Source organism: Prevotella sp. P5-108 (genome assembly GCF_002251385.1).
In the GTDB taxonomy this organism is placed as follows: Bacteria; Bacteroidota; Bacteroidia; order Bacteroidales; family Bacteroidaceae; genus Prevotella.
In genome coordinates this window covers 158,990-184,636 of the sequence record NZ_NPJJ01000018.1, presented here as the reverse complement: position 1 = coordinate 184,636, position 25,647 = coordinate 158,990, and the positions used below count along the sequence as shown (strand labels likewise).

24 protein-coding genes are annotated in these 25,647 nt (G+C 54.7%); 17 read left to right on the top strand and 7 right to left on the bottom strand.

All coding sequences use genetic code 11. The features are described from left to right. Window positions 1-9: 9 nt before the first annotated feature. Genes CIK95_RS03050 through CIK95_RS03040 form a run of 3 tightly spaced genes read right to left on the bottom strand, consistent with a single transcriptional unit; the run spans window position 10 to window position 2,959 of the window. A complete protein-coding gene (locus CIK95_RS03050; RefSeq protein WP_094466213.1) occupies window positions 10-1,305 on the bottom strand; it encodes a histidine-type phosphatase in 1,296 nt (431 codons plus the stop codon). A 12-nt stretch (window positions 1,306-1,317) separates the two neighbouring features. Beyond that, window positions 1,318-1,959, bottom strand: a complete 642-nt coding sequence (locus CIK95_RS03045; protein WP_022310947.1) for an HAD family hydrolase — start codon at window positions 1,957-1,959, stop codon at window positions 1,318-1,320. Beyond that, complete coding sequence (locus tag CIK95_RS03040) at window positions 1,934-2,959, bottom strand: C1 family peptidase (RefSeq protein ID WP_254046404.1); 1,026 nt, start codon at window positions 2,957-2,959, stop codon at window positions 1,934-1,936. Before CIK95_RS03040 ends, CIK95_RS03045 begins: the two co-directional genes overlap by 26 nt. 98 nt (window positions 2,960-3,057) lie before the next feature. Between CIK95_RS03040 and CIK95_RS03035 the strand changes: the two genes are divergently transcribed. The 5 genes from CIK95_RS03035 (at window position 3,058) to CIK95_RS03015 (ending at window position 5,945) form a co-directional block, all read left to right on the top strand. After that, the gene (locus CIK95_RS03035) at window positions 3,058-3,300 is read left to right on the top strand and encodes a DUF3791 domain-containing protein (protein ID WP_254046403.1); all 243 of its coding nucleotides are present in this window, start codon (window positions 3,058-3,060) and stop codon (window positions 3,298-3,300) included. 64 nt (window positions 3,301-3,364) lie between these two features. After that, on the top strand, window positions 3,365-3,622 hold the full coding sequence (locus CIK95_RS03030; RefSeq protein WP_022310943.1) for a DUF3791 domain-containing protein: 258 nt from the start codon (window positions 3,365-3,367) through the stop codon (window positions 3,620-3,622). Window positions 3,623-3,679: 57 nt separating this feature from the next. Further along, the gene (locus CIK95_RS03025; RefSeq protein WP_022310942.1) at window positions 3,680-4,429 is read left to right on the top strand and encodes a glycosyltransferase family 32 protein; all 750 of its coding nucleotides are present in this window, start codon (window positions 3,680-3,682) and stop codon (window positions 4,427-4,429) included. A gap of 11 nt (window positions 4,430-4,440) precedes the next feature. After that, window positions 4,441-5,226 (top strand): glycosyltransferase family 2 protein, encoded by a 786-nt coding sequence (locus tag CIK95_RS03020; RefSeq protein ID WP_094466212.1) that lies wholly within the window; start codon window positions 4,441-4,443, stop codon window positions 5,224-5,226. 8 nt (window positions 5,227-5,234) lie between these two features. Then, window positions 5,235-5,945 (top strand): ABC transporter ATP-binding protein, encoded by a 711-nt coding sequence (locus CIK95_RS03015; RefSeq protein ID WP_094466211.1) that lies wholly within the window; start codon window positions 5,235-5,237, stop codon window positions 5,943-5,945. Here CIK95_RS03015 and CIK95_RS03010 read toward each other — a convergent pair. From CIK95_RS03010 to CIK95_RS12715, 3 genes are all read right to left on the bottom strand, one after another. Further along, on the bottom strand, window positions 5,942-6,814 hold the full coding sequence (locus CIK95_RS03010) for a PfkB family carbohydrate kinase (protein WP_094387554.1): 873 nt from the start codon (window positions 6,812-6,814) through the stop codon (window positions 5,942-5,944). The two genes, CIK95_RS03015 and CIK95_RS03010, sit on opposite strands and share 4 nt — an antisense overlap. A 40-nt stretch (window positions 6,815-6,854) precedes the next feature. Beyond that, window positions 6,855-7,214, bottom strand: a complete 360-nt coding sequence (gene crcB / locus CIK95_RS03005; protein WP_254046091.1) for a fluoride efflux transporter CrcB — start codon at window positions 7,212-7,214, stop codon at window positions 6,855-6,857. Between the two features lie 354 nt (window positions 7,215-7,568). Continuing rightward, on the bottom strand, window positions 7,569-7,748 hold the full coding sequence (locus tag CIK95_RS12715) for a hypothetical protein (protein WP_144007699.1): 180 nt from the start codon (window positions 7,746-7,748) through the stop codon (window positions 7,569-7,571). Window positions 7,749-7,789: 41 nt separating this feature from the next. On the opposite strand from CIK95_RS12715, the gene CIK95_RS03000 reads away from it, so the two are divergent. The 7 genes from CIK95_RS03000 to tyrS are packed head-to-tail and all read left to right on the top strand — an operon-like array spanning window position 7,790 to window position 15,661. Further along, on the top strand, window positions 7,790-10,612 hold the full coding sequence (locus tag CIK95_RS03000; protein WP_094466210.1) for a pitrilysin family protein: 2,823 nt from the start codon (window positions 7,790-7,792) through the stop codon (window positions 10,610-10,612). Window positions 10,613-10,634: 22 nt separating this feature from the next. After that, entirely contained in the window at window positions 10,635-11,897 is a 1,263-nt protein-coding gene (metK, locus tag CIK95_RS02995) for a methionine adenosyltransferase (protein WP_094466209.1), read from the top strand. Next, complete coding sequence (locus CIK95_RS02990) at window positions 11,894-12,913, top strand: DUF4271 domain-containing protein (protein WP_254046402.1); 1,020 nt, start codon at window positions 11,894-11,896, stop codon at window positions 12,911-12,913. Before metK ends, CIK95_RS02990 begins: the two co-directional genes overlap by 4 nt. 6 nt (window positions 12,914-12,919) lie before the next feature. Further along, window positions 12,920-13,666: a uroporphyrinogen-III synthase gene (locus CIK95_RS02985; protein ID WP_094387551.1), complete on the top strand. Its 747-nt coding sequence runs from the start codon at window positions 12,920-12,922 to the stop codon at window positions 13,664-13,666. 14 nt (window positions 13,667-13,680) lie between these two features. Beyond that, window positions 13,681-14,076 carry a ribonuclease P protein component gene (locus CIK95_RS02980; protein WP_094466208.1) on the top strand — a complete coding sequence of 132 codons (396 nt, stop codon included), beginning with the start codon at window positions 13,681-13,683 and terminating at the stop codon, window positions 14,074-14,076. Then, a complete protein-coding gene (gene yidD / locus CIK95_RS02975; RefSeq protein ID WP_022310932.1) occupies window positions 14,073-14,324 on the top strand; it encodes a membrane protein insertion efficiency factor YidD in 252 nt (83 codons plus the stop codon). The genes CIK95_RS02980 and yidD overlap by 4 nt, the downstream gene beginning before the upstream one ends. A 38-nt stretch (window positions 14,325-14,362) precedes the next feature. Further along, on the top strand, window positions 14,363-15,661 hold the full coding sequence (tyrS, locus tag CIK95_RS02970) for a tyrosine--tRNA ligase (protein ID WP_094466207.1): 1,299 nt from the start codon (window positions 14,363-14,365) through the stop codon (window positions 15,659-15,661). A 139-nt stretch (window positions 15,662-15,800) separates the two neighbouring features. Here the strand turns inward: tyrS and CIK95_RS02965 are convergent, their stop codons facing one another. Further along, the gene (locus CIK95_RS02965; protein ID WP_094389282.1) at window positions 15,801-16,703 is read right to left on the bottom strand and encodes an Abi family protein; all 903 of its coding nucleotides are present in this window, start codon (window positions 16,701-16,703) and stop codon (window positions 15,801-15,803) included. Window positions 16,704-17,366: 663 nt separating this feature from the next. Here CIK95_RS02965 and CIK95_RS02955 point away from each other — a divergent pair. The 5 genes from CIK95_RS02955 to CIK95_RS02930 all read left to right on the top strand — a co-directional run bounded on the left by CIK95_RS02955 (window position 17,367) and on the right by CIK95_RS02930 (window position 25,641). Beyond that, window positions 17,367-18,800, top strand: coding sequence for an ATP-binding protein (locus CIK95_RS02955; RefSeq protein WP_094466206.1), 1,434 nt, complete (start codon window positions 17,367-17,369; stop codon window positions 18,798-18,800). A 738-nt stretch (window positions 18,801-19,538) separates the two neighbouring features. Beyond that, on the top strand, window positions 19,539-21,029 hold the full coding sequence (gene cysS / locus CIK95_RS02945) for a cysteine--tRNA ligase (protein WP_094466204.1): 1,491 nt from the start codon (window positions 19,539-19,541) through the stop codon (window positions 21,027-21,029). A gap of 18 nt (window positions 21,030-21,047) precedes the next feature. Next, window positions 21,048-23,897: a leucine--tRNA ligase gene (leuS, locus tag CIK95_RS02940; RefSeq protein ID WP_094466203.1), complete on the top strand. Its 2,850-nt coding sequence runs from the start codon at window positions 21,048-21,050 to the stop codon at window positions 23,895-23,897. A gap of 135 nt (window positions 23,898-24,032) precedes the next feature. Further along, on the top strand, window positions 24,033-25,001 hold the full coding sequence (locus CIK95_RS02935) for a YitT family protein (protein WP_022310926.1): 969 nt from the start codon (window positions 24,033-24,035) through the stop codon (window positions 24,999-25,001). A 1-nt stretch (window position 25,002) separates the two neighbouring features. Further along, the gene (locus CIK95_RS02930) at window positions 25,003-25,641 is read left to right on the top strand and encodes a non-canonical purine NTP diphosphatase (protein WP_254046408.1); all 639 of its coding nucleotides are present in this window, start codon (window positions 25,003-25,005) and stop codon (window positions 25,639-25,641) included. Window positions 25,642-25,647: the final 6 nt, after the last annotated feature.

Here is a 25,647-nt window from a genome sequence, read left to right as displayed (position 1 = left end):
GGGCGGGGGTTACTTCTGGAGTGGCTGCGGCTTGTAGGAAGCGAGCTTGTCGAGATAGTAGCGGCGCACATCGCTCCAGTGGTAATAAGGTGCGCAGTCGGTAGAGATAGGCAGGCGCGCCTCGTCTTCATTGAGCAGTATCTTGACCAGCACGTCCTTGTCATCTACAGAGCGTCGGTAGAATATCAACTGCACATTGCATGCCATGGGGAATATGCGGTAGTCGCACCATCCCACTGCGGGCAGCTGCTCGATGTCGCTCACGGGGCGTCCGTAGCCATTGAGGTCGAGCAGACATACCAGCGGCATCACCATCGTATCGTGGCCGTAGCGCAGCGTGGCACCGGGGTGGGGCAGAGCTATGCAGCTGTCGGCCTGGGATATAATCTTGTGGAGCAGATTGCGCTGAGAGAAGGGCTGGTTGCCGCCATTGACGGTGCTGGGGCCATAGGTGAGATACCAGAAGGCATTGTTGCAGAGCCAGTGCTGGTAGAGTTCCTCGTCGGTGAAGATGTCGTAGAGCGAGAGTTGGTGGCGCAGCTCGGTACTCTGTACATTGCTTGCCAGCTTGAAGAGTCGGTCGGCCAGTTTGTCAGCTTTAGCCTTGCCGAGCCAGTTGGGGTCGCGGAAGATGAGACCCAGCATGTGGCTGTCGTCACGGTGGCGGCGCTTGAAGCTGTCGAGCAGCTCCTTGGTGCCACCCGCCATCTTCTGCTTGTAGAGCACCTTGTCGTCCTGGTTCATGTAGTACATGTCGTGCTGGCTGGCGTCGTGGGTGATGTTGAGCTGGGGATTGATGCTCACCAGCTCCTGCAGCGCGTTCTCCATCGACAGGATGCAGCGTATCACCACGGTGCTCTTGGCGTCTACATTGGTCTTGCCCTCAAATACCTCGGGAAACCTCTCCCACATCCTTCGGGCTATCTGTCGGTGCTGCTCGGCTCCGCGCTGGGTGAGCTCGCCGTCGCGGTGCATGGCTTCCTGACGTATCTGTGCCACCTTGCCAAGCACCTCACGTCCCTTGGCGGTGAGCTGACCCAGACTGTCGGCGCGCATGAGGGTAAGATAGGCACGGTCGTAGTCGGCAGTACCGATAAGGTAACGCGAGCCGTGGCGTCCATAATGACTCAGATAGAAAGGCTTGTATCCCTTGGGCGCGGGGGTAAGCCGGTGTTGCGGCCCGGGGTAAGCCAGATAGCCACTGGCCGATACGCGGGGGTTCTTCTTGATTTCCTGACGCGCGTTCTGCGCCTCTGCGCACACTGTCAGCGACAGCAGCGCGATGATAACTAAGAGTTTTCTCATATCTTGCTACATTTATACGATTACTTGATACAGGTCGGCGAAGTCGTCGATGACATGCTGCGCACCGCACGCCTCCATCTCCTCGCGCGAACCGTTGCCGTAGGTCACGGCGGTGGTGTGTACTCCGGCGTTGACTCCCATCTGTATGTCGTAGACGGCGTCGCCCACCATCATGGTCTCGTCGGGCGTCGCTCCCATGCGCTCCATAGTCTGGACGACCATGTCGGGTGCGGGCTTGGCATGCTCCACATCGTTGACGGTGACAATGTGGCTGAAGAGATGCTCTATCTGCATATCTCTGAGGAAGACCATGAGCGAGAAGCGTTGGCGCGAGGTGGCGATGGTCAGCGTGAGTCCGGCGTCATAGAGCTTCTGCAGCGTCTCCCTCACGTGGGGGAAGAGCTGGACCACTCCGGGCTGGTTATCGCGTGCGAATATCTCCTGGTAGAGTTGGGCGCAGGCATCTCCGGTGGCGTCGGTCATAGGAATAAGCCGCGTGAAGGTCTCCTTGAGCGGCAGCCCTATCATAGCCCTTATCTCCTCGCGGCTGCGGGGCTCGAGGTGCATGGCCTCGATGGTCTTCATCATCGTCTGGGTGATGAGTGTCTCGGTGTCGGCTAAGGTGCCGTCAAAGTCGAATATGACAAGTTTCATTGTTGATTACTATTGCTATGGTTTTCATTCTGATATAGTCGCGGGAGATGTACATCATGCCTCCGAACGGATTGTCCGTGCCCCAGGAGTTCTTGGCGATGTAGTAGGGATGGCCCTGGCGGTCGTGGGCACGGCCTATGATGCACATGCAGTGGTCGTCGGTGGTCTGTCGGCGCTCAAACCAGCGCTGTCGCAACTGCTGGTCGTAGCGTGGAGAGTGGGGTAGGGTGGCAACACCACGGCTGAAGGAGAAACCGGGCTCAGAGATGTCGCCCTCCCAGCACACGGCGTAGCCCTGGTCGAGCGCCCGGTCTATGGCGTGCATCAGCGTGTCGAGAGGCACATTGAGGAAGCTGTCGCGGCGGTGGTTGTCGGGCAGCTCGAGCACCACCCTGCGTCCGAAGGGATGATGGGTGAAGCTGGTGAGAGCCTGGTAGTCTTGTGCATATACGCTTCGGGCAAACTCGCCGAAACTGTATTGGGCATGGAGCATATAGACACGCTGGGGGAGAGCGCCCATACGGCTGTCGAGCATATCGCCCACCTGCCGGCGCAAGTGGCTGAGAGACTGTGAACGGCGTGCCATCGCGTTGACACCACGTGCCAAGGCGTCATAGTTCACTCCCTCGGCGGGATAGCTGTCATAGGGCGCGGCACCATAGGTGTCGAGCAGACTCAGAGCCATACAGGCTGTGCCGCGCATCGTGATGGCGTGGCGCCTGCCACCGAGCATGGCCTCGGCAGCCCCTTCCTCTATATAGCGGCGCAACGGGAACGCCACAGAGAGATTGACGGAGTCGCCCTGGCTGAGCCGGTCGGTCTCAATGGTCGAGAGCATGGCATACATCCAGCACACGCTGCTCGCCCCCTGGTTCTTGACAGGTGTGGTGGCAAGCCGCAGCTCGTCGGTGAATTCACTGTCGGCTGCCGGGTTGGCTGGCCTCTCGCAGGCCATCATCACCAGCGCCGCCAAGACTAAATACTTTATTCGTATATACATTATTAATAAATATAGGAACAAAGTTACACAATAAATACAACATAAGCAGCGAAATAATCATGGAAATTGCTTGGCTAATAGAAAATAATGGCTTAACTTTGGAACTGGAAATAAACAGCAAGAGTATGAATATCGACACCGTAGACTTTATCACTTACTGCATAGGTAACCTTTCGCGCAAGCTGAACCTATGCCCCAAAGAAGTCTATCATCGACTGAAGTCTTCTGGCATATTGAGCGATTACATCATTCCAAGTTACGACGTCCTCCATACCTTCGGCAAAGATTACCTTGTCGAAGACCTGGTTGACTATATGAAAGAAAAAGGAGTAATTGGCTAATGGAAGTATATCATGCATCAAGCGTTATTGACAGATGTCTTACTTATAAAAGCAGTATCCGATTATGAACGTACACGACGATTCCTTTCATGCTATACTTGAGGCCAAGTATGCGCGAATCATCAAGGAGATAAGCGAGATGCACGACATCACGCTGAAGGAGGCGATGGATATGTTTTATGACTCTGATATGCTGACGCTCCTTGAAGATGGAGTTGCCGATTTGCACTGCCGCAGTGACAAATACCTGGCTGAAGAAATCTGGAATGAGAATAAAGACAACTCTCATGAAAATAAGCATCAAAATGCTTGTGGGAATTGATTATTTGGCTTAACTTTGTAATTACCAAGTTTATATATAGACACATACTGTATTACTATGATACCTAAGAAGATACATTTCTGCTGGATGAGCGGCGACCCGTACCCAGCCAAGATTAAACGGTGCATGAAGACATGGCGTCGGGTGATGCCCGATTACGAGATAAAGCTGTGGAACGCCCAGAACTTTGATGTCGAGGGTGCTCCCGACTATGTGCGCGAGGCCATCCGCCAGCGCAAGTGGGCCTTCGCCGCCGACTACATACGCATGTACGCCCTCTACCATGAGGGTGGCATCTATCTTGACTCCGATGTGCTGGTTCTGAAGCCCTTCGACGACCTGCTCAACCACTCTTTCATGTCGTCATTGGAGTATCACCCCATCCAGATAGAGCGCGATGGAGCGATGGCGATGATAGACAGCGAGGGCAAACGCATCAAGGAGGGATTTGTGTCGGGTATCCAGATACAGGCAGCCGTGATGGGCGCCGAGCCAGGCTCTCCCTTCATCAAGGATGTGCTCGACTGGTATAAGGACAAGCCATTCATCAAGCCCGACGGTACCCTCGCCACCGACGTGGTATCGCCGCAGATCTATGCCCGTGTCGCCGAGAAATACGGATTTATCTATGCCGACCGCGACCAGCAGCTCAGCGACAACATCATGATCTACCGCTCAGAGATATTCGCCGGCAACCGCCACGAGGTCACCCCCGCATCTTACTGCATACACTACTGCGCCCACAGCTGGCATCCCTCGGTCAAGGAGAAACTGCAGAAACTGTGGCGCCGTATCACCCGAAAATAACACAGCACGTCATGGAGAATAACGAACACAAGATTTCGGTGGTCATCAACACCTACAACGCCGCCGCCATGCTCGAAGAGGTCATCCGAGCCGCAGAGGGATTTGACGAGGTGCTGGTGTGCGACATGGAGAGCACCGACGACACCGTGGCCATAGCCGAGCGACTGGGAGCACGCGTGGTTACATTCCCTAAAGCTGACCATAAGAGTGCCGAACCAGCCCGAACCTTTGCCATACAGTCAGCTCTATGTCCTTGGGTGCTGGTCGTCGATGCCGACGAGATTATCACCGCCGAGTTGCGCGACTATCTCTACCAGCGCATCAGCCAACCCGACTGCCCGCAAGGACTGTATATACCGCGAAAGGGATACTTCATGCACCGCCTCTTTGCCTATCCCGACTACCAGTTGCGCTTCTTCATCCGCGAGGGAACCGTCTGGCCGCCTTATGTACACACATTCCCCACCGTCCAGGGCCGCATAGAGTATATCCCGAGGCGTCGCCGCGAACTGGCGTTGATACATCTGGCCGACGACTCGATACGCACACGAGTCTACAAGACCAATGAGTATACCGACAACGAGGTCGAGAAGAAGCGCGGCAAGCACTATGGCGCCTTCAAGCTGGTCTTTGACCCCCTATTTCGCTTCGTCAAGGCTTATTTCTTCAAAGGACAGATATGCAAAGGCGTGCCCGGATTCATCAATGCGTCGCTCGACGCCTATTATCGGTTTATCACCATCGCCAAGGTGATAGAGTCGAAAAACGCCGAGCGCGACATACGCCACCGGAAATGACCCCCGCCATGACAGCCATCACGACCAACCGTCTCACCGTAGGATATCGCGGCCACAGAGTAGTCGAGGACATCAGCCTCTCGCTGCCCTGTGGCCGTCTGGTATGTCTGCTCGGTCCCAATGGTGCAGGCAAGTCGACCCTACTGCGCACGCTGTGCGGATTTCAGCCACCCATAGCGGGCACGGTGACCATCTCCGGAAGCGACATCACCACCATGAGCGCCGCCGAGGTGGCACGCCACGTGAGCGTGGTGCTCACCGACCGTCCGCTCACCCCCTCGCTCACCGCCGCAGAGATGGTGGGCATGGGCCGAGCCCCCTACACGGGGTTCTGGGGCAGGCTGAGCGATGACGACCGCCGCCTCATCAGCGAGGCAATGCAGACGGTAGGCATAGCCCCGCTCGCCACCCGACGCATGGGCAGACTGAGCGACGGCGAGCGCCAGAAGGTGATGATAGCCAAAGCCCTGGCACAGCACACGCCCGTCATCGTGCTCGACGAGCCTACCGCCTTTCTCGATTATCCCAGCAAGGTGGCCGTAATGAAGACTCTTGCCCGACTCGCCCACGACGAGGGCAAGACCATACTCATGAGCACACACGACCTGGAGCTCGCCGCACAACTGGGCGACGAACTGATGAAAATAGAGAACAAGCATATCCGAAAAATCACCGCCGATGAGGTGAGCCGCATCATCGGACGGCTGTTGCGCGGCTAACCCTGCAATATTCTGTCTACATCTTCACGACTGCCCGTGAAGACTCCGGCACGCTCTATCTTGAGTGTGCACATGGCGGCAGCCAACCGGCCCGCCTCGCCATAATCCATGCCCATAGAGCGACCATAGAGATAACCCGCCGAGTAGGTGTCGCCACAGCCCGTGACATCGACCACCTCTCGTGGAGCGTAAGCCGGAACATCGTAGAAGCTGCCGCCGGCATAAATCATAGAGCCCATGCTGCCAAAGGTGAGCACCACCTCGCTTACGCCCATCGATGCGATGTAGCGGGCCGCCTCGTGGGCATCTGTCATGCCCGTCACCACCTGCATCTCCATCTCGTTGAGCTTCACCACATCGACCTGAGAAAGCAGCGAGCGGCTCTGGTCCCAGTCTATGGGCACCACGTCCTCGCCCACCACCTGGCGCAGATAGCCCTGGACGTCGATAGACACGATGCCACGTTGGCGGAGCCAGGCAATGGTGTCGAGCGAGAAATCATCGGGAAGCAGCGTGCCGAGATGATAGACACGGGCAGAGGTGTGCATCAGCTCGTCGATGGTGAATGGCTCTGCCTTGGCGAGCACGCGCTGCCGGCGGTCGTCGAGGTTGGAGCCGTAGACATTCTCGAAGAACACGGAGTGGGGGCAGCCGTATCGGGTCACATCGACACCAGCCTCGCGGAGCCTCTGTACCTCGTCCATCGACTCGTTGCCCACCTTGGTGACCAGACTGAAGTCGAATGTAGGGTCTATGGCGTGGAGCGCCCACGAGAAGTAAAGTGCCGTACCTCCCGCCATCTCCATGGTGCGCTGGGGAGTGATAATACGGTCGTGAGTGATATGTCCTATACAGCAGATTTGGTTCATCAGTATCGATTGTTGTCGCCCTGGGGCGCGTTATAGTTCATTATTTTACCACCTGATAGCCAGCCACCACCGCCGCCATGCCCAACACCATGCTCAGCACGGTGTAGAGCAGCGCCGCCAGCATCTGTCCGTCGCGGGCCATCAGCAGGTTGTCGTTCATGAATGTAGAGAAGGTGGTGAAGGCTCCACAGAACCCCGTCACCAGCAGGAGCTTGGCCATAGGCGATATTCCGCCGACATTGGCCATCGCCGCCAGCACGCCTATCAGGAAGCACCCCACCACATTGACCGCCAATGTGGCATAGGGAAACGACGCTGCCGGCACCCAGAGTTCCATCCATCGGCCCACTAGATAACGCAGACAGCCGCCGAAGCAGCTTCCCACACATACACACATCATTTCTTTCATGCTGCAAAGGTAGTGCAAGGTGAGAGAAATACAAAATAAAATCTTTTATTTTTATTTCCGAACCGCCGCCTACCTTCACGGCGACAGCCGTAGAGGTAGTGCAAGTCGAAGACAATGCAAAGGAAAAACTTATGTTTTTTTATACGCCATCCCCCGACCATCCTCGTCAGCCCACAGTCTAACCCAAGCGCACAGGAAGACAGCTACAGCCACACCGTGACCGCCCTTGCTGGCTCGTATCAATAGTCACGAGGACTCGTATCGTAAGTTACGTGACCGCGTATCATAAGGCACGTGACCACGTATCGGAAGGCACGAGCCAGCCGAGGTACATCCCGCTGATGCTCACGGCTCTCCACGACCGCCGGAAGTCATCGCAGCGGTCGTGGAGAGGGTAGGGCGCCGGGCGAGCTGCGCCCCGAGAGTGGCTGAAGTGGTGGCGGGAAGGGCTAATTTATCTCTTTTACAAGAGATTTTAACCTCGGGATAAGCCTCGTGTCGGAAATAATACGTAACTTTGCACATTATTTATATAGATAACACGTAATTATAACAATAACACGACTATGATGAAAAAGTCTCTTACGCTGGCGCTGCTACTCTTGACAGTAGTGATGGCGCAAGCCCAAATGAACATGACGGTACCTATGGATACCGCAGTACGCATGGGTAAGCTGGATAACGGTCTGACTTACTACATCCGCCACAACGGATGGCCCGAACATCGTGCCAACTTCTACATCGCCCAGAAGGTAGGCTCGCTGCAGGAAAATGAGAGCCAGCGCGGTCTGGCCCACTTCCTCGAGCACATGTGCTTCAACGGCACCGAGCACTTCCCCGACAACGGCCTGATACGCTATCTGGAGACTCTGGGTGTAAGATTTGGAGCCGACCTCAACGCCTATACCAGCATTGACCAGACGGTGTACAACATCGACAACGTGCCCACCGCGCGCCAGTCTGCACTCGACTCGTGCATGCTGATACTCTACGACTGGGCCAACGCCCTGACTCTGGCTCCCAAGGAGATAGACAAGGAGCGCGGAGTGATACACGAGGAGTGGCGACTGCGCTCGAGCGCTTCGCAGCGCATGTTTGAGCGCGCCCTGCCTGCCCTCTATCCTGGCAGCAAGTATGGCCAGCGCATGCCCATCGGTCTGATGAGCGTGATAGACAATTTCAAGTATCAGGAGCTGCGCGACTACTATGAGAAGTGGTACAACCCCGAGAACCAGGGCATCATCGTGGTGGGCGACGTGGATGTGGCCCACACCGAAGCGCTCATCAAGAAGCTCTTCAGCGGCATCCAGGCCAGCCCCGAAGCCGGTAAGGTGACAGAGGAGCCCGTGCCCGACAACGCGAAACCAATCGTAGTGATAGACAAGGACAAGGAACAGAACAGCAACGTGGTCCAGGTGATGTTCAAGCACGACGCCACCCCCGACAGTCTGCGCTCTACACTCATGTACATGATAAGCCGCGAGGCCCAGGCACTGGGAGAGGCTATGCTGGCAACTCGCTACAACGAGGCGGTGCAGAAGGCCGACTGCCCCTACGTGGCCGCTTCGGGCAACGATGGCAACTACATCTTTGCCAAGACCAAGGACGCCTTCACCATTGGCATCATTCCCAAGGAGGGACAGACAGAAGCCGCTCTGACAGCCGCTCTCGTAGAGGCACGACGCGTGGCAGAGTTCGGATTTACAGCCTCCGAGTTTGACCGCGCACGCAAAGACGCGCTGAGCATGCTCGAAAAGCAGTATACCAACCGCGACAAGCGCACCAACACCCAACTCTTCAACCAGATACTGGGCAACTACCTCAACAACGACTGTCTGCCCTCTATCGACTTCAGCTATGCGGTGATGAAGCAGGTGCTGCCCACACTCAACGTAGACATGATCAACGCCATGTTCAAGGAGTATATCACCATGAACGACAGCAATATGGTCATCATGAACTTCAACGTGGAGAAGGAAGGCGCTGCCTATCCCACCCAGGAGTCTCTGCTCGCCGCCGTCGAGGCTGCCCGCAAGGCTGAAGTGACTGCCTACGTGGACAACGTGAAGAACGAGCCTCTCATCCAGAAGCTCCCCAAGGCAGGAAAGATAAAGAAAGAGACCGAAAACAAGACTCTGGGCTTCAAGGAGCTCACTCTGAGCAACGGCATCAAGGTGGTGCTGAAGAAGACCGACTACAAGAAGGACGAGGTACGCATGACCGGCGAATGTGCAGGCGGCAGCTCGCTCTACGGCATGGAAGACTGGGCCAATCTGCAGCTCTTCGACGAGGTCATCGGCGTAAGCGGACTGGGCAACTTCAGCAGTACCGAGCTCGACAAGGCTCTGGCAGGCAAGATAGCCAATGCTGACCTGAGTCTGGGACAGACCTCGGTCAACGTGACCGGCAGCTCCACACCTCAGGACGTGGAGACCATGCTACAGCTCACATACCTCTATCTCACCCACATCAACAAGGACCAGGACGCATACCAGAACCTGATGACCACCATGGCTCTGACGCTCAAGAACCGCGCCTCGGACCCCATGTCGGCATACTCTGACTCGCTCACCGCCACACTCTATGGCCACAACCCACGCCATCGCGCCGTCAAGGAGAGCGACCTGCAGCACGTGAACTATGACCGCATCCTGCAGATAGCCAAAGAGATGACCGCCAACACAGGCAACTTCACCTTCACCTTCGTGGGCAACTTCGACGAGGCGGCTCTGCGCCAGCTGGTGTGCCAGTATCTCGGCTCGCTGCCCTCTAAGAAGAAAGCCAAGAAGGGGCACCGTCTGGGCCAGCTGGTCAAGGGCGAGGTAGTCAACAACTTCACACGCAAGATGGAGACTCCCAAGGCCATGAACGTCACCATGTGGTACAACGACCAGATGCCCTGGACACTCGAAAACAGCATCAACAGCCAGGTGGTAGGTCAGGTGCTCTCCATGATTTATCTGGAGAAGATACGCGAGGAAGCCAGCGCTGCCTACTCTGTAGGTGCCTACGGCGGACAGAGCCACGAAGAAGACGGCTATACCCTGGCACAGATTATGGCTCAGTGCCCCGTGAAGCCCGCCAAGGCCGACACCGCCCGCACCATCCTGCTGGGCGAGGTAGAGGCTCTGACCAAGACCTGCGACGCCGAGAAGCTGAACAAGGTCAAGGAGCAGATGGGCAAGCAGTTTGAACTCGCCGTCAAGACCAATGGCTACTGGATGAACACCATCAACACCTACAACAAGTATGGTGTGGAATGGCACACACGCTATGCCGATGTGCTCAAGAGCATCAAGCCCGAGGACATCTGCAACTTCATGAAGGAATTTGTAAAGCAGGGCAACCGCATCGAGGTGGTTATGCTCCCTGCCGACTTTAAGGAATAAACTAAATACAAAGAAAAAAGACATGTCATATCTATTTTCATCTGAGTCGGTATCCGAAGGACATCCCGACAAGGTTTCCGACCAGATATCAGACGCTTTGCTCGACCAGTTCCTGGCTTACGACGACAAGGCACACTGCGCCATCGAGACCTTTGTGACCACCGGACAGGTGGTCATCATGGGCGAGGTGACCTCTGAGGCTTACATCGACCTGCAGGCCATCGCCCGCAAGACCATCAAGAATATCGGCTACACCAAAGCCGAATACCAGTTTGACGGCAACTCATGCGGCATACTGAGCGCCATCCACGAGCAGAGCGCCGACATCAACCGCGGCGTGAGCCGTGAGGAGGAAGACAACCAGGGTGCCGGCGACCAGGGCATGATGTTCGGCTACGCTTGCAACGAGACCGAAAACTACATGCCCGTTTCGCTCGACCTGGCCCACCTCATCATGACCACTCTCGCCGACATACGCAAGGAAGGCAAGGAGATGACCTATCTGCGCCCCGACTCCAAGAGTCAGGTCACCGTGGAATACAGCGACGACAACGTGCCCCAGCGCATCGACACCATCGTGGTGAGCACCCAGCACGACGAGTTCGACGATGACGACGACCGCATGCTGGCCCGCATCAAGGAAGATGTACTCCATATACTCATGCCCCGCGTCAAGGCCCAGATACACAGCGAGAAGGTGCTGGCGCTCTTCGGCGACGACATCAAGTACTACGTCAACCCCACCGGCAAGTTTGTCATCGGCGGTCCCCACGGCGACACCGGTCTTACCGGCCGCAAGATTATCGTCGACACCTATGGTGGCAAGGGCGGCCACGGCGGTGGCGCATTCTCTGGCAAAGACTCGAGCAAGGTAGACCGCTCGGCTGCCTATGCCGCCCGCTACATCGCCAAGAACATGGTGGCTGCCGGAGTGGCCGATGAGATGCTCGTGCAGCTGGCTTACGCCATCGGCGTGGCAGAGCCCGTGAGCGTATATGTAAACACCTACGGACGCAGCCACGTGGCTATGAGCGACGGAGAGATAGCCGCCAAAATCAAGGAGATGTTTGACCTGCGCCCCAAGGCCATCGAGCGCAAGTTAAAGCTGCGCCAGCCCATGTATCTGGAGACTGCAGCCTACGGACACATGGGTCGCAAGAACGAGGTGGTGACCAAGACCTTCACCAGCCACTATCACGAGACACGTACCATCGATGTGGAGCTCTTCACATGGGAAAAGCTCGACAGCGTGGACAACATCCGTAAAGCGTTCGACCTGAAATGATGCAACAGCAGACTGACACGCTGACCCACACGATGGACGCGGCTGCCACACAGCAGCCCGCGGCCCATCACGAGCTCACCCCCGCCGAGGTGCTGAGCTGGCTGCCGCGCACGGCTACGCCCGCCCAGATGGATTCTGCCATCAGGGCCAACATCAAGCCATGCAAAATCACATGGAGCCAGTGTCCCGATACGCTCCATCTGCCTGGCTGGCCTGCGGGGAAGAGCTACAAGAAGTTCAGTCTGCCACAATATTATAAGGAATCCTTCTTCGCGAAGGATTCCCTTTTTCATCCCGAGCTGCGGGGAGGCCGACTGGGAGTGGCAGGCACGCCTGTGCCCTACACCATCGCCAACGACGACTTCTTCGTGAGCATCCTCCTGGGTGGGTTCGTACTCATCATGGTAGCCTTCACCCAGAGCAAGGGTTTCTTTATGCGCCAGGTAAAGAAATTCTTCTACACCAATCACAGCGACAACACCACCGTCATCCCCGAGACCTCCAGCGAGATAAGATTCCAGGTGGCGCTGATGATACAGACCTGCCTGATGCTGGCACTGAGCTTCTTCTTCTACACCCGCACCCGAATAGGCGAAACATTCATGATAGAAACCTATCAGGTGATAGCCATTTATGTGGCAGTAATCATGGCCTATTTTCTGGTCAAAACCGCCCTGTCGTGGGTGGTCAACTGGACGTTCTTCGGCAGTAAAGAAAATTTACAGATTCAGAAGTCCAACCTCTTCGTGGCAGCCACCGAAGGCGTGGTGTTATTCCCTGTAGTCATGCTGCAGACTTTCTTTGAAATGCCCGTCTATTTCACGCTCTTTTATGTAGGCTTGACCATCGCATCTGCCAAAATACTGACTCTTTGCAAGCAGTTTATCATTTTTTTCAGTAAGAATTCCCTTAGTTTCCAAATAATTTTGTACTTTTGTGCCCTTGAAATAGTACCTCTACTGATGCTTTGGGGAGGACTGACGATAATCAACGGGTATTTGAAAATAAATTTTTAGGACAAAATAATGAAGAAAATTTTAATCTCACAGCCAAAACCATCCAGTGAAAAATCCCCTTATTACGACATAGAGAAAGACTATGGAGTAGAGTGTGTCTTTCGCCCATTCTTCAAGGTTGAGGGATTAACCGCAAAAGAGTTTCGTCAGCAGAAAATAAACCTCCTCGATTATACAGCTGTGGTCTTCACCTCGCGCCATGCCATAGACAACTATTTCAAGCTGGCCAAGGAGATGCGCATCACCATCCCCGAGGACATGAAGTACTTCTGCGTGCTCGAGACTATAGCCCTGTACATACAGAAATATGTGCAGTATCGCAAGCGCAAGGTATTCTTCACCAATACTGGTAAAATCAAGGACCTCATCCCTCTCATGGTAAAGCACAAGACCGAAAAGTATCTCGTGCCGATGAGCGACGTACACAACGACGACGTCGAGAAGATGCTCAACGAGAAGAAGCTGCACCACCAGGAGTGTGTGATGTATCGCACCGTGAGCAACGACTTCAGCGAGGAGGAGAAGAAGAAGTTTGACTTTGACATGCTGGTGTTCTTCAGTCCTACCGGCGTCAAGGCGCTCAAGAGCAATTTCCCCGACTTCGAGCAGGGCGACATCAAGATAGCCGCCTTCGGTCCTGCCACCGCCAAGACCATCACCGATGAGGGTCTGCGCCTCGATCTGGCAGCCCCCAGCAAGGAACATCCGTCAATGACCAGCGCCCTCAAGGCATATCTCAGCAACAGCAAATAAGCACAACCACACCCATGTCGGCTGCTGAAAGATTCACGCTATCCAAGGAAGAGCGTATATGCAGCAAGAAGCTGATAAACGAGCTCTTTACAGGAAACGGACGTTCGATGACGGCGTTTCCGCTGAGAGTTGTGTTTATGAAGCGCACCATCGTCGACGACCAGCCCCGTGCCGCGATGCTCGTGAGCGTTCCCAAGCGCTACTTCAAGCATGCCGTAGACCGCAACAGGGTGAAGAGACAGGTGCGCGAGGCTTTCCGACGCAACAAGTCGATGATTACCCAGAACCTCACCGACGACCACGAAGCCGTAGCCATGGCCTTCGTGTGGCTCACCGACGAGAAATTTCCTTCCTCTGAGGTAGAAAACCGTATGGTCAGACTCCTGACCCGTATCAGCGAATGTCTATGAACGCCCTCAAGTCTATAGGCCGCTGGATGGTAAAGGTGCTGACATGGCTCCTGCTTTTACCCATACTTTTCTACCAGAAATGTATCACCCCATTCACTCCGGCATCATGCCGATTTACCCCCACATGCTCTGAATATGCGCGACAAGCCATCGTCAAGCACGGGCCCATACGCGGACTCTGGCTCGCCGTGCGTCGCATACTGAGATGCCATCCCTGGGGCGGTTCGGGCTACGACCCCGTGCCTTAGAGACCAAGACAGAAACAACGAACAAAAACATAAACAGAATGAAAAACTTTGTAGAAGAACTGAAATGGCGCGGTATGCTGGCGCAGATAATGCCAGGTACCGAAGAGTTTCTGCAGAAGCAGATGGTATCGGCATACCTGGGCACCGACCCCACCGCCGACTCACTCCATATAGGCCACCTCTGTGGCATCATGATGCTGCGACACCTGCAGCGCTGCGGCCACAAGCCCTACCTGCTCGTGGGAGGTGCCACGGGTATGATTGGAGACCCATCGGGCAAGAGCCAGGAGCGCAATCTGCTCGACGCCGACACCCTCTACCACAACCAGGAAGCCATCAAGAACCAGGTATCCAAGTTCCTCGACTTCGACGGCAACGAGCCCAACAAGGCAGAGATGGTCAACAACTACGACTGGATGAAGGACTTCACCTTCCTCGACTTCGCTCGCGAGGTGGGCAAGCACATCACCGTCAACTATATGATGGCCAAGGACAGCGTGCAGAAGCGACTCAACGGAGAGGCTCGCGACGGACTCTCATTCACCGAGTTCACCTACCAGCTGCTCCAAGGCTACGACTTCCTCTACCTCTACCAGAGACACGGAGTGCAGCTCCAGCTCGGCGGTAACGACCAGTGGGGCAACATGACCACAGGCACCGAGCTCATACGTCGCACCCTCGGCTCAGAGGCCGAAGCCTACTGCCTCACCTGCCCGCTCATCACCAAGGCCGACGGCAAGAAGTTTGGCAAGACCGAGAGCGGCAACATCTGGCTCGACCGCAACCGCACCACGCCTTACGCCTTCTACCAGTTCTGGCTCAACGTGGGCGACGAAGAAGCCGAGAAGTACATCAAGATATTCACCTCGCTCGAGCGCGATACCATCGAGGCGCTCATCGACGAGCACCGTCAGGACCCAGGCCGCCGCGTGCTGCAGCGTCGTCTGGCAGAAGAGGTTACCGTAATGGTACACTCAGAGGAAGACCTGCAGATGGCTATCGAGGCCAGCAACATCCTCTTCGGCAAAGCCACCAAGGAGAACCTGCAGAAGCTCGACGAGGCCACACTGCTCGATGTCTTCGCCGGAGTGCCCCACTTCACCCTCGCCAAGGACCAGCTGGGTCAGCCCGCCGTAGAGCTCTTCACCCGCGACGATGTCAAGATTTTCGCCAGCAAGGGCGAGATGCGCAAGCTCGTACAGGGCGGCGGCGTATCGCTCAACAAGGAGAAGCTCGCAGCCTTTGACCAGGTCATCACCGCCGACGACCTCATCGACGGCAAGTACCTCCTCGTACAGCGCGGCAAGAAAAACTACTATCTTGTCACTGTGAAGTAAGAACATAAATATAGATAGCCCAAAGCGTGGTCCGGAGTCTCCGAGCCACGCTTTTTTGATGAGTAAATGCCGAATCTATGAAAAGTAAAGCCTACTGACGGTGAAGACATCACAGACAGCAGGCTTTATCCTAATATTGTTATCTCCAGAGTGGCTCATTTTCCCATCCTTGAGGGAAACCAAGTGCATTCAAATCTACCTCTGGATAATCTGCAAATAACGTCTTCATCTTCTGAAGCATATCATTGTTTGGAGATATGACATCCAAGAAATACTTAATGATACATATATTATAGTAGATGCGAAGCGAATCCGTCTGAAGCGTAATCCAAGGATAGACCATCCTATTAGGTACCATTGGACGGATAGTATTGTGCTTGTTCCAAACTCTCGAGTGATGGCAACATGCATTCCTTGTCAGTGTCACAATAGTCAGCCAAGATTCAAATGGCGCTATTTGCAGCCCAAATGATTGAGAGATTCTTTTCTTTATCTTCTTATCCTTGATGTTGCTGTATATGTTTGTGATGATACCGAAAGGAAGTATTTCTGAAACAATCCATGCTGGTGGATATGGGTCAGAATATGTCTCCTTGAAATGGATAATGAATTCCTCTTTTGATTTGCGAAGCTCATGGTCTATCAAATCTATTGTCTTTTGAAACTTTGTGGAGCTGACAAAGTTAGCGGAATCTGTTATCCAGAAGGGGGCACCTGTCATTGAACTACCGATGTTGACTATCGCACTACGCACAGCAATTTCAATCTTCTCAAGATCATTAAACAATAATAGACGCAGCTTTTTATCAAATCGATACAACATCATTACCTTGCTGAATGTCGCATCGGGTTTATATATATGACGCTCTTTCGGCATCTTGAGCAATGGATACATATAAGCAGAGAGACGGTAATAGCCGATATGCTCCAAGTAATGTTCCGCCTTCGATGTGTCGGAAATGGAAAGACCTCTTGATTGCAGCAACGAGACGAGGTCATGTGGCGATGAATAGCCCTTGGTGAACGGTATAGTATTTGACATATGGTTAATAAAAAAAACGACCCGCACATTTGAGCATCGTTGAGAGGCTTGGCGGGTTCTAGCACTGCAAATATAGAAAGATAATATGAATTGTGCAAGCATTAAGTCGAGAAAAAAACTTTCCAACAACGATTTCTTGTCTTTTAGATAGAAACATAACATTTTTGGAGGCTTTTTTAGGAGAAATATGTGGCAATTACATTAATTATCATGGTATGAGAGACAGCTATGATTTGATGCTGAATATTATTGATTTTCCCTCATTAGGTCATTGACGGCAAGTACCTCCTCGTACAGCGCGGCAAGAAGAATTACTATCTTGTCACTGTGAAGTAAGAGCCATCTCTCATCGATATTGGAGGTGTATCTGCAACTATCAGGCAGATACACCTCTTCTCTTTTGTCACCCCCGGAGTTGATATGGTCAGCCCGAATTATCCCGACCTTTCTCTGGCGCAAGCCCTCTGCTTCCCGGCTCAACGCAAAGCTAAAGGAGGGGGGTGGGGAATATGCCCAAAATAGGATGGAAATGGCAAAAAAGTGGCGATAGTGTGCGAAAAGGCAGCTGAAAAGTACCATTTTCGCACACTATCGCCACTTTTTCCGTTTTTTTTACGTAACTTAGCACCGTCAGAAACATAGTTTTAACCTAAAACGAGCAATATGGCAACAGTCAATATCATCGGTAGAAAGAAGGAACTTGACCTGCTGGATAGATACTACCATTCGGGCAAAGCCGAGTTTGTGGCTCTCTATGGCAGAAGACGTGTGGGAAAGACTTTTCTTATCCGTCAGCGCTTCAATGGACAGTTTGACTTTGACATGACGGGCGTGCTGGAAGGCAGCAAGGCCGAACAGATGACCGCTTTTCATGCTGCAATGAAGTTGAATGGATATAAAGGAAGGAAGAACACCAACTGGATGGATGCCTTTGTGGCTCTGCGCCAGCTGCTTGCCGAGAAGATAACGCCCGGAAGGCGCTGCCTGATATTTATCGACGAACTCCCGTGTCTCGACACGCCCAAAGCCGGTTTTGTAAATGCCCTCGGGCATTTCTGGAACAGTTGGGCCAACTGGCAATCAGAGATTATGCTGATTATATGTGGCAGCGCCACGTCGTGGATGGTGCGCAATGTGATAGACAATCATGGCGGCCTGCACGACCGGATTACCCATGAAATGCCCTTGCATCCCTTTACCCTCGCCGAAACCGAAGAATACTTCCATACCAATGGATTCCCATGGCAGCGACTAAGTATCCTGCAGGCTTACATGGCTGTGGGCGGTGTACCTTACTATATGAGCCTCTTTGAGAAGAACGAGAGTCCGGCAATAGGCATCGACAGACTCTTCTTCGGTGAGAATGCAGAACTGGCCAAAGAATTCAGACGCCTCTTTGCCTCGTTGTTTCGCAACAGCACACCCTATGTGGAAATCATCAATATCCTCGCCAAGCATCCGCAGGGCATGACGCGCGCTCAGATGGCCAAAGAACTGAAGCAAAGCAACAACGGAAGGTTAGGGGATATGCTCAACGACCTGGTGTACTGTGACTTCATTTCCAAAAACAATGTCAGAGAGAAGAAGGTCAACACCAACTCGGCCCTCTATCAGCTCACAGACTTCTACACCATCTTCTACAATACTTTTGTGACTAAAGGCCACACCAACCAGCACTACTGGAGCCAGCATGTGGGCACGCCCGAAGTGAATACATGGTACGGGCTCGCCTATGAGCGTATATGCAAAGCCCATATACCACAGATAAAGAGGGCACTGGGCATCGCGAGCGTTGCCACCGAATACTACTCATGGCGCAGCAGGAAGAATAAAGATGCGGCACAGATAGATATCATCATCGACAGGGCCGACAGCATGATTAATCTGTGTGAAGTCAAATACAGTGAGGCACTATACACCCTGGACAAGGACGAATATCTGCGAATCATGCACCGCCGCGACGCTTTCCGTGCAGAGACCGAAACCCACAAGTCGATTATACCCACTATGATAACCACGTTTGGCATGACGCAAGGAGCTTACAGCGACCAAATGACGGTGAAACTGGATATGAACGATATGTTTGACAACGACTGAAATGGTCTAAAAAGTGGCGATAGTGTGCGAAAAGGCATCAAAAAAGTACCCTTTTCGCACGTTATCGCCACTTTTTTCGTTTTTTCCCTTGTTTCGGGAGAGGTGGAGAGCAGCTTGGTGGGGAAATGGGGGCGCGAAATATGGATATCTGTGTTCGCTATGATATTATCATGCCCTGAATTAGTGAAAATAAAGCGCGGAAACAAGATTAAAGAGGTGCGCAGCGGGGTGGTGGGCACTGCAGGCGTGAGGGATGGGGTGCGCTGCGGAGTGGTGGGCACACCTACGGGGATGGTTGGTATGTGCAGTGGTACTGATATCATAACGACAGACAGGGTCGGTGCGAGCAGCGGTACGGATGGGATGGATGGAGGTACGGTCAGTGCGCATAGTGGAGGGAATGGAATGGATAGTGGCAGGGTCGGTGCGCGCAGCTGGATGATTGGCACAGTAAGTTGAATGAAGAGTATGGCAAGCAGAGCGGATGGGCACGGCAGAGGGCACGATGGCGGTAAGCAACGAGAGATATGTGGATGCGCAGCGAGAGATATGTGGTGCGCAGCGGAGTGGTGGGTACGGCAGGCGTGAGGGATGATGTGCGCAGCGGGATGGCTTTGAGGGCGGCTGTGGGGTAGGGGAATTGCGCTTATGCGGTACACCTTATTAAATTAAAGGGGAGTTTATTCGTATTTATCGGCATTTATCAGTAACTTTGCAGTCAACAATATTTTAGCTAAAATGGAACAAACATTATTGATTTATAACACGCTGACGCGCAAGAAGGAGGCCTTCAAGCCTCTGCATGCCCCCAACGTGGGCATGTATGTGTGCGGCCCCACCGTATATGGCGACCCCCATCTGGGCCACGCCCGCCCCGCCATCACGTTTGATATCCTCTTCAGATATCTGAAGCATCTGGGCTACAAGGTGCGCTATGTGCGCAACATCACCGACGTGGGCCATCTGGAGCACGACGCCGATGAGGGCGACGACAAGATAGAGAAGAAGGCCCGACTGGAGCAGCTCGAGCCTATGGAGATAGCCCAGCACTATACCAACCGCTACCACCAGGCTATGGATATGCTCAACGTGCTTCCTCCCTCGATCGAACCCCACGCCACGGGCCATATCATCGAGCAGGAGCAGCTGGTGCAGCAGATTCTTGACAACGGCTATGCCTACGTGAGCAACGGCTCTGTATACTTCGATGTAGAAAAATACAACAAAGACCATAAATACGGCATCCTCTCGGGCCGCAATCTGGAGGATGTCATCAACCACTCGCGCGACCTCGCCGGCACCGACGAGAAGCACAACCAGGTGGACTTTGCCCTGTGGAAGAAGGCCCAGCCCGAGCACATCATGCGCTGGCCCAGTCCCTGGAGCGACGGATTCCCCGGCTGGCACTGCGAGTGTACCGCCATGGGCCGCAAGTATCTGGGCGACCACTTCGACATCCACGGTGGCGGCATGGACCTCATCTTCCCCCACCACGAGTGTGAGATAGCCCAGGCTGTGGCCAGTCAGGGCGACCAGATGGTGCACTACTGGATGCACAACAACATGATTACCATCAACGGCCAGAAGATGGGCAAGTCGCTGGGCAACTTCATCACCCTCGAGCAGTTCTTCACCGGCGACCACGCTTCGCTCGACCAGGCCTACTCGCCGATGACCATCCGCTTCTTTATCCTCTCTGCCCACTATCGTGGCACTGTAGACTTCTCCAACGAGGCTCTGAAGGCTTCGGAGAAGGGTCTGGAGCGACTCATCAACGGTATTACCGACATGGAGCGCATCCAGGCTGGCAAGGAGAGCGACGCCGAGACCCACAAGTTTGTGGCTGCGCTGCGGCAGAAGTGCTACGACGCCATGAACGACGACTTCATGACTCCCCTCGTGATAAGCTATCTCTTCGAGGCTTGCCACGTCATCAATACCCTCATCGACCACAAGGCTGCCATCTCTGCAGACGACCTCGCCGAGCTCTCGTCTACGATGCGGCTCTTCGCCTTCGACCTGCTGGGTCTGAAGAGCGAGAAGGGCATGAACAACGATGCCCGCGAGGAAGCCTATGGCAAGGTGGTCGACATGGTGCTCGAGCTGCGCGCCAAGGCCAAGGCCGATAAGGACTGGGCCACGAGCGACAAGATACGCGACGAGCTTGCCGCCGACGGTTTTGAAATCAAAGACACCAAAGACGGTGTGACCTGGAAACTGAACAAGTAACACAAACTGGATAACGACATGGAATATAACTTCAGAGAAATAGAGCAGAAGTGGCAGAAAAACTGGGTGGAGATGAACACCTACAAGGTAACTGAGGACGAGAACCGCAAGAAGTTCTATGTGCTCAACATGTTCCCCTATCCCTCGGGCGCCGGACTCCACGTGGGCCATCCCTTGGGCTATATAGCCTCCGACATCTTTGCCCGCTACAAGCGTCTGCAGGGCTTCAACGTGCTCAACCCTATGGGCTACGACGCCTACGGTCTGCCCGCCGAGCAGTATGCCATCCAGACGGGTCAGCATCCTGCCATCACAACCGTCAACAATATTGCCCGCTACCGCCAGCAGCTCGACAAGATAGGTTTCTGCTTCGACTGGGACCGCGAGGTGCGCACCTGCGACCCCGGATATTACCACTGGACCCAGTGGGCCTTTGAGAAGATGTTCAACTCTTACTACTCCAACACCCTGCAGAAGGCCCAGCCCATCAGCAAGCTCATCGAGCACTTCGAGGACAACGGCACACTGGGCATGGATGTGGCCTGCTCTGAAGAGCTTGTCTTCTCTGCCCGCGACTGGAAGAGCATGAACGAGCACGAGCAGCAGAAGACGCTCATGAACTACCGCATAGCCTACCTGGGCGAGACTATGGTCAACTGGTGTGCCGGACTGGGCACCGTGCTGGCCAACGACGAGGTGGTAGAGGGTGTGAGCGTGCGCGGCGGCTATCCCGTGGTGCAGAAGAAGATGCGCCAGTGGTGTCTGCGCGTGTCGGCCTACGCCCAGCGTCTGCTCGACGGTCTGGAGACTGTAGACTGGACCGACTCGATGAAGGAAACGCAGCGCAACTGGATAGGCCGTTCGGAAGGAACCGAAGTCCAGTTCAGCGTCAAGGACAGCAATGTACGCTTCACCATCTTCACCACCCGTGCCGACACCATGTTTGGCGTCACCTTTATGGTGCTTGCTCCCGAGAGCGAATATGTGGCCCAGGTGACCACCCCCGAGCAGCAGGCCGAGGTCGAGGAGTATCTCGCCTATGTGAAGAAGCGCACCGAACTGGAGCGTATGTCAGACCGCAAGGTCACTGGCGTGTTTACCGGTTCGTATGCCATCAACCCATTGACAGGCGACGCTCTGCCCATCTGGGTTTCGGAGTATGTGCTGGCGGGCTATGGCACCGGCGCCATCATGGCAGTTCCCGCCCACGACTCTCGCGACTACGCCTTTGCCAAGCACTTCTCGCTGCCCATCATCCCACTGATAGAGGGTGCCGACGTGAGCGAGCAGAGCTACGACGCCAAGGAGGGCATCGTGTGCAACTCGCCCGTAGAGGGCAAGCAGACCGAGTTCTCGCTCAACGGACTCACCGTCAAGGAGGCCATCGCCGCCACCAAGCGCTATGTGACCGAAAAGGGTCTGGGCCGCGTCAAGGTCAACTACCGTCTGCGCGATGCCATCTTCTCTCGCCAGCGCTACTGGGGCGAACCCTTCCCCGTGTACTATAAGGACGACATTCCCTACATGATACCCGAGCAGTATCTGCCCATCGAGCTGCCCGAGATAGACAAGTACGAGCCCACCGAGAGCGGCGAGCCTCCATTGGGCCGCGCCAGAAAATGGGCTTGGGACACCCAGAACAACCAGGTGGTCGACAAGGAGCTCATCGACGGCAAGACCGTATTCCCCATCGAGCTCTACACCATGCCCGGATTTGCCGGTTCGAGCGCCTACTATCTGCGCTACATGGACCCCCACAACGACCACGAGCTGGTAAGCCGTGAAGCCAACGACTACTGGCAGAATGTGGACCTCTATGTGGGTGGTACCGAGCACGCCACAGGCCACCTCATCTACTCGCGCTTCTGGAACAAGTTCCTGCACGACTACAATGTGACCTGCAAGGAAGAGCCCTATCAGAAACTCATCAACCAGGGTATGATACAGGGTCGCTCCAACTTCGTATACCGCATCAACAGCGACGACCACAGTGCCGCTCCGCGCTTTGTGTCGCTCGGCCTGAAGGACCAGTATGACGTCACACCTATCCACGTCGATGTCAACATCGTGCATGGCGACGTGCTCGACACCGAAGCCTTCAAGGCATGGCGCCCCGAGTTTGCCAACGCCGAGTTTGTGCTCGAAGACGGCAAGTACGTCTGCGGATGGGCCATAGAGAAGATGTCGAAGTCCATGTTCAATGTGGTCAACCCCGACATGATCGTCGAGCAGTACGGCGCCGACACGCTGCGTCTCTACGAGATGTTCCTCGGTCCTGTAGAGCAGAGCAAGCCCTGGGATACCAATGGTATCGACGGCTGCCACCGCTTCCTCAAGAAGCTGTGGAACCTCTACTTCGACCCCCACACCGACGAGTTCCGCGTCAACGACGACGAGCCCTCGAAAGAGAGCCTTAAAAGTGTGCACAAGCTCATCAAGAAGGTGACCGCCGACATCGAAAACTTCTCATACAACACTGCCATCTCTGCCTTTATGATTTGCGTCAACGAGCTGGGACAGCAGAAGTGCTACAACCGCGAGCTGCTCACCATCCTGACCGTGCTCATCGCTCCCTTCGCGCCCCATATCGCCGAAGAACTGTGGAGCCGGCTCAACATGAAGGGCAGCGTATGCGACGCCCAGTGGCCCGTATGCAACGAGCAATACCTGGTAGAGAGCGAGGTGCAGCTCACCATCTCCTTCAACGGCAAGGCCCGCTTCCAGAAGAAGTTTGCCGCCGATGCCACCAACGACGCCATACAGCAGGCAGTGCTCGCCGACGAGCTGAGCCAGAAGTATATCGACGGCAAGCAGGTGGTGAAGGTAATCGTAGTGCCCAAGAAGATTGTGAATGTCGTCGTGAAGTAATCGGGCGGCAACGCACACCAAGAATACTACATCAGAGGAAGTTGCCGCTTGCACACACCACAACCCGGCGTGTGCAAGACGACGACTTCTTTTGCTTAGAGACAAACAGTAAACAACAATGCAACTATAACTCCTATGACAATCGACCGTAATATGATCTGGCAGGAGACGAAGGACTACTTCAACATCACCCTCGGACTCATGCTCTACACCTTCGGTTTCACCGTATTCCTGCTTCCCTATCAAATCGTGACCGGAGGCATCGCGGGTATCGGAGCCATCATCTTCTATGCCACCAAGTTCCCAGTGCAGTGGACATTCTTCATCATCAACGCCCTGCTCATCGTGGCGGCACTGAAGGAGCTGGGTATCAAGTTTCTCACCAAGACCATCTATGCCACGGTGGTGATAACCGTGATGCTCGACCTGGCTCAGAAGGTAGTGGAACAGCCCGACGGCACGTTCTACAAGCTCATGGGCGAAGGCAACGATTTCATGTCGCTCATCATCGGCTGTATGCTCACCGGTACGGCACTTGCCATAGTCTTCCTGAACAACGGCAGCACCGGCGGCACCGACATCATTGCCGCTGTAGTCAACAAGCACTTCAATGTCTCGCTCGGCAAGGGACTCATCATGGTCGACCTCGTCATCATCAGCAGCTGTCTTGCCATCGATACCTTTGGTGAGTTTCCACAGCGATGCCAGATGGTGGTCTTCGGTCTATGCACGATGGTCATCGAGTGTACTATGATAGACTACGTGATGAACGTACAGCGCCAGTCGGTACAGTTTATGATTTTCTCCAAGGACTACAAGAAGATAGCCGAAGCCATCACGCGCAAGACCGACCACACGCTGACCATCCTCGACGGTCACGGATGGTATACGGGCAAGGAGATGAAGGTCATCTGTCTCCTGGCCAAGAAGCGCGAGAGTGTGCTCATCTTCCGACTCATCAAGATGATAGACCCACGCGCCTTCGTCAGCCAGAGCAGCGTCATCGGTGTCTATGGCGAGGGCTTTGACCCCATCAAGGTCAAGATCAAGAAGAATAAGGAACACGAGCAAGAACTGCAACAGCAGCAACAAGAAAATGAATGATATGAACCCATCATCACACACCGCCCACAGCGCTGCCGAGGTGGAGCAGCAGGGTAGGGCGATAGTCTTTGCCACCAACAACTCACACAAGCTCGACGAGATACGTGCCATCCTCGGCGACAGGTTCAAGGTACTGTCGCTCCGGGACATCGACTGCCACGTAGACATACCCGAGACCGCCAATACCCTGGAGGGCAACGCCATCCAGAAGGCACGCTACATAGCCGAGCACTACGGCTACGACTGCTTTGCCGACGATACCGGTCTGGAGGTCACTGCCCTCGGCGGCGAACCCGGCGTACACTCGGCGCGCTATGCCGACGGCACCGACCACGACTCAGAGGCCAACATGCAGAAGCTGCTCGCCCGACTCAAGGACAAAGACGACCGCAGGGCGCAGTTCCGCACCGTCATCTGTCTGGCCCGCAAGAGCGACATAGCCGACTACACCCTCTTCGAAGGCATCGTGCGCGGCACCATCGCCAAGGAGAAGCAGGGCAGCAGCGGTTTCGGCTACGACCCCATCTTCGTCCCCGAAGGCTACGACGAGAGCTTTGCCGCCCTGGGCGACGAGGTCAAGAACCGCATATCACACCGCGCCAGAGCCGTGGCCAAACTCGCCGATTATCTCAAACAGTAACTCACC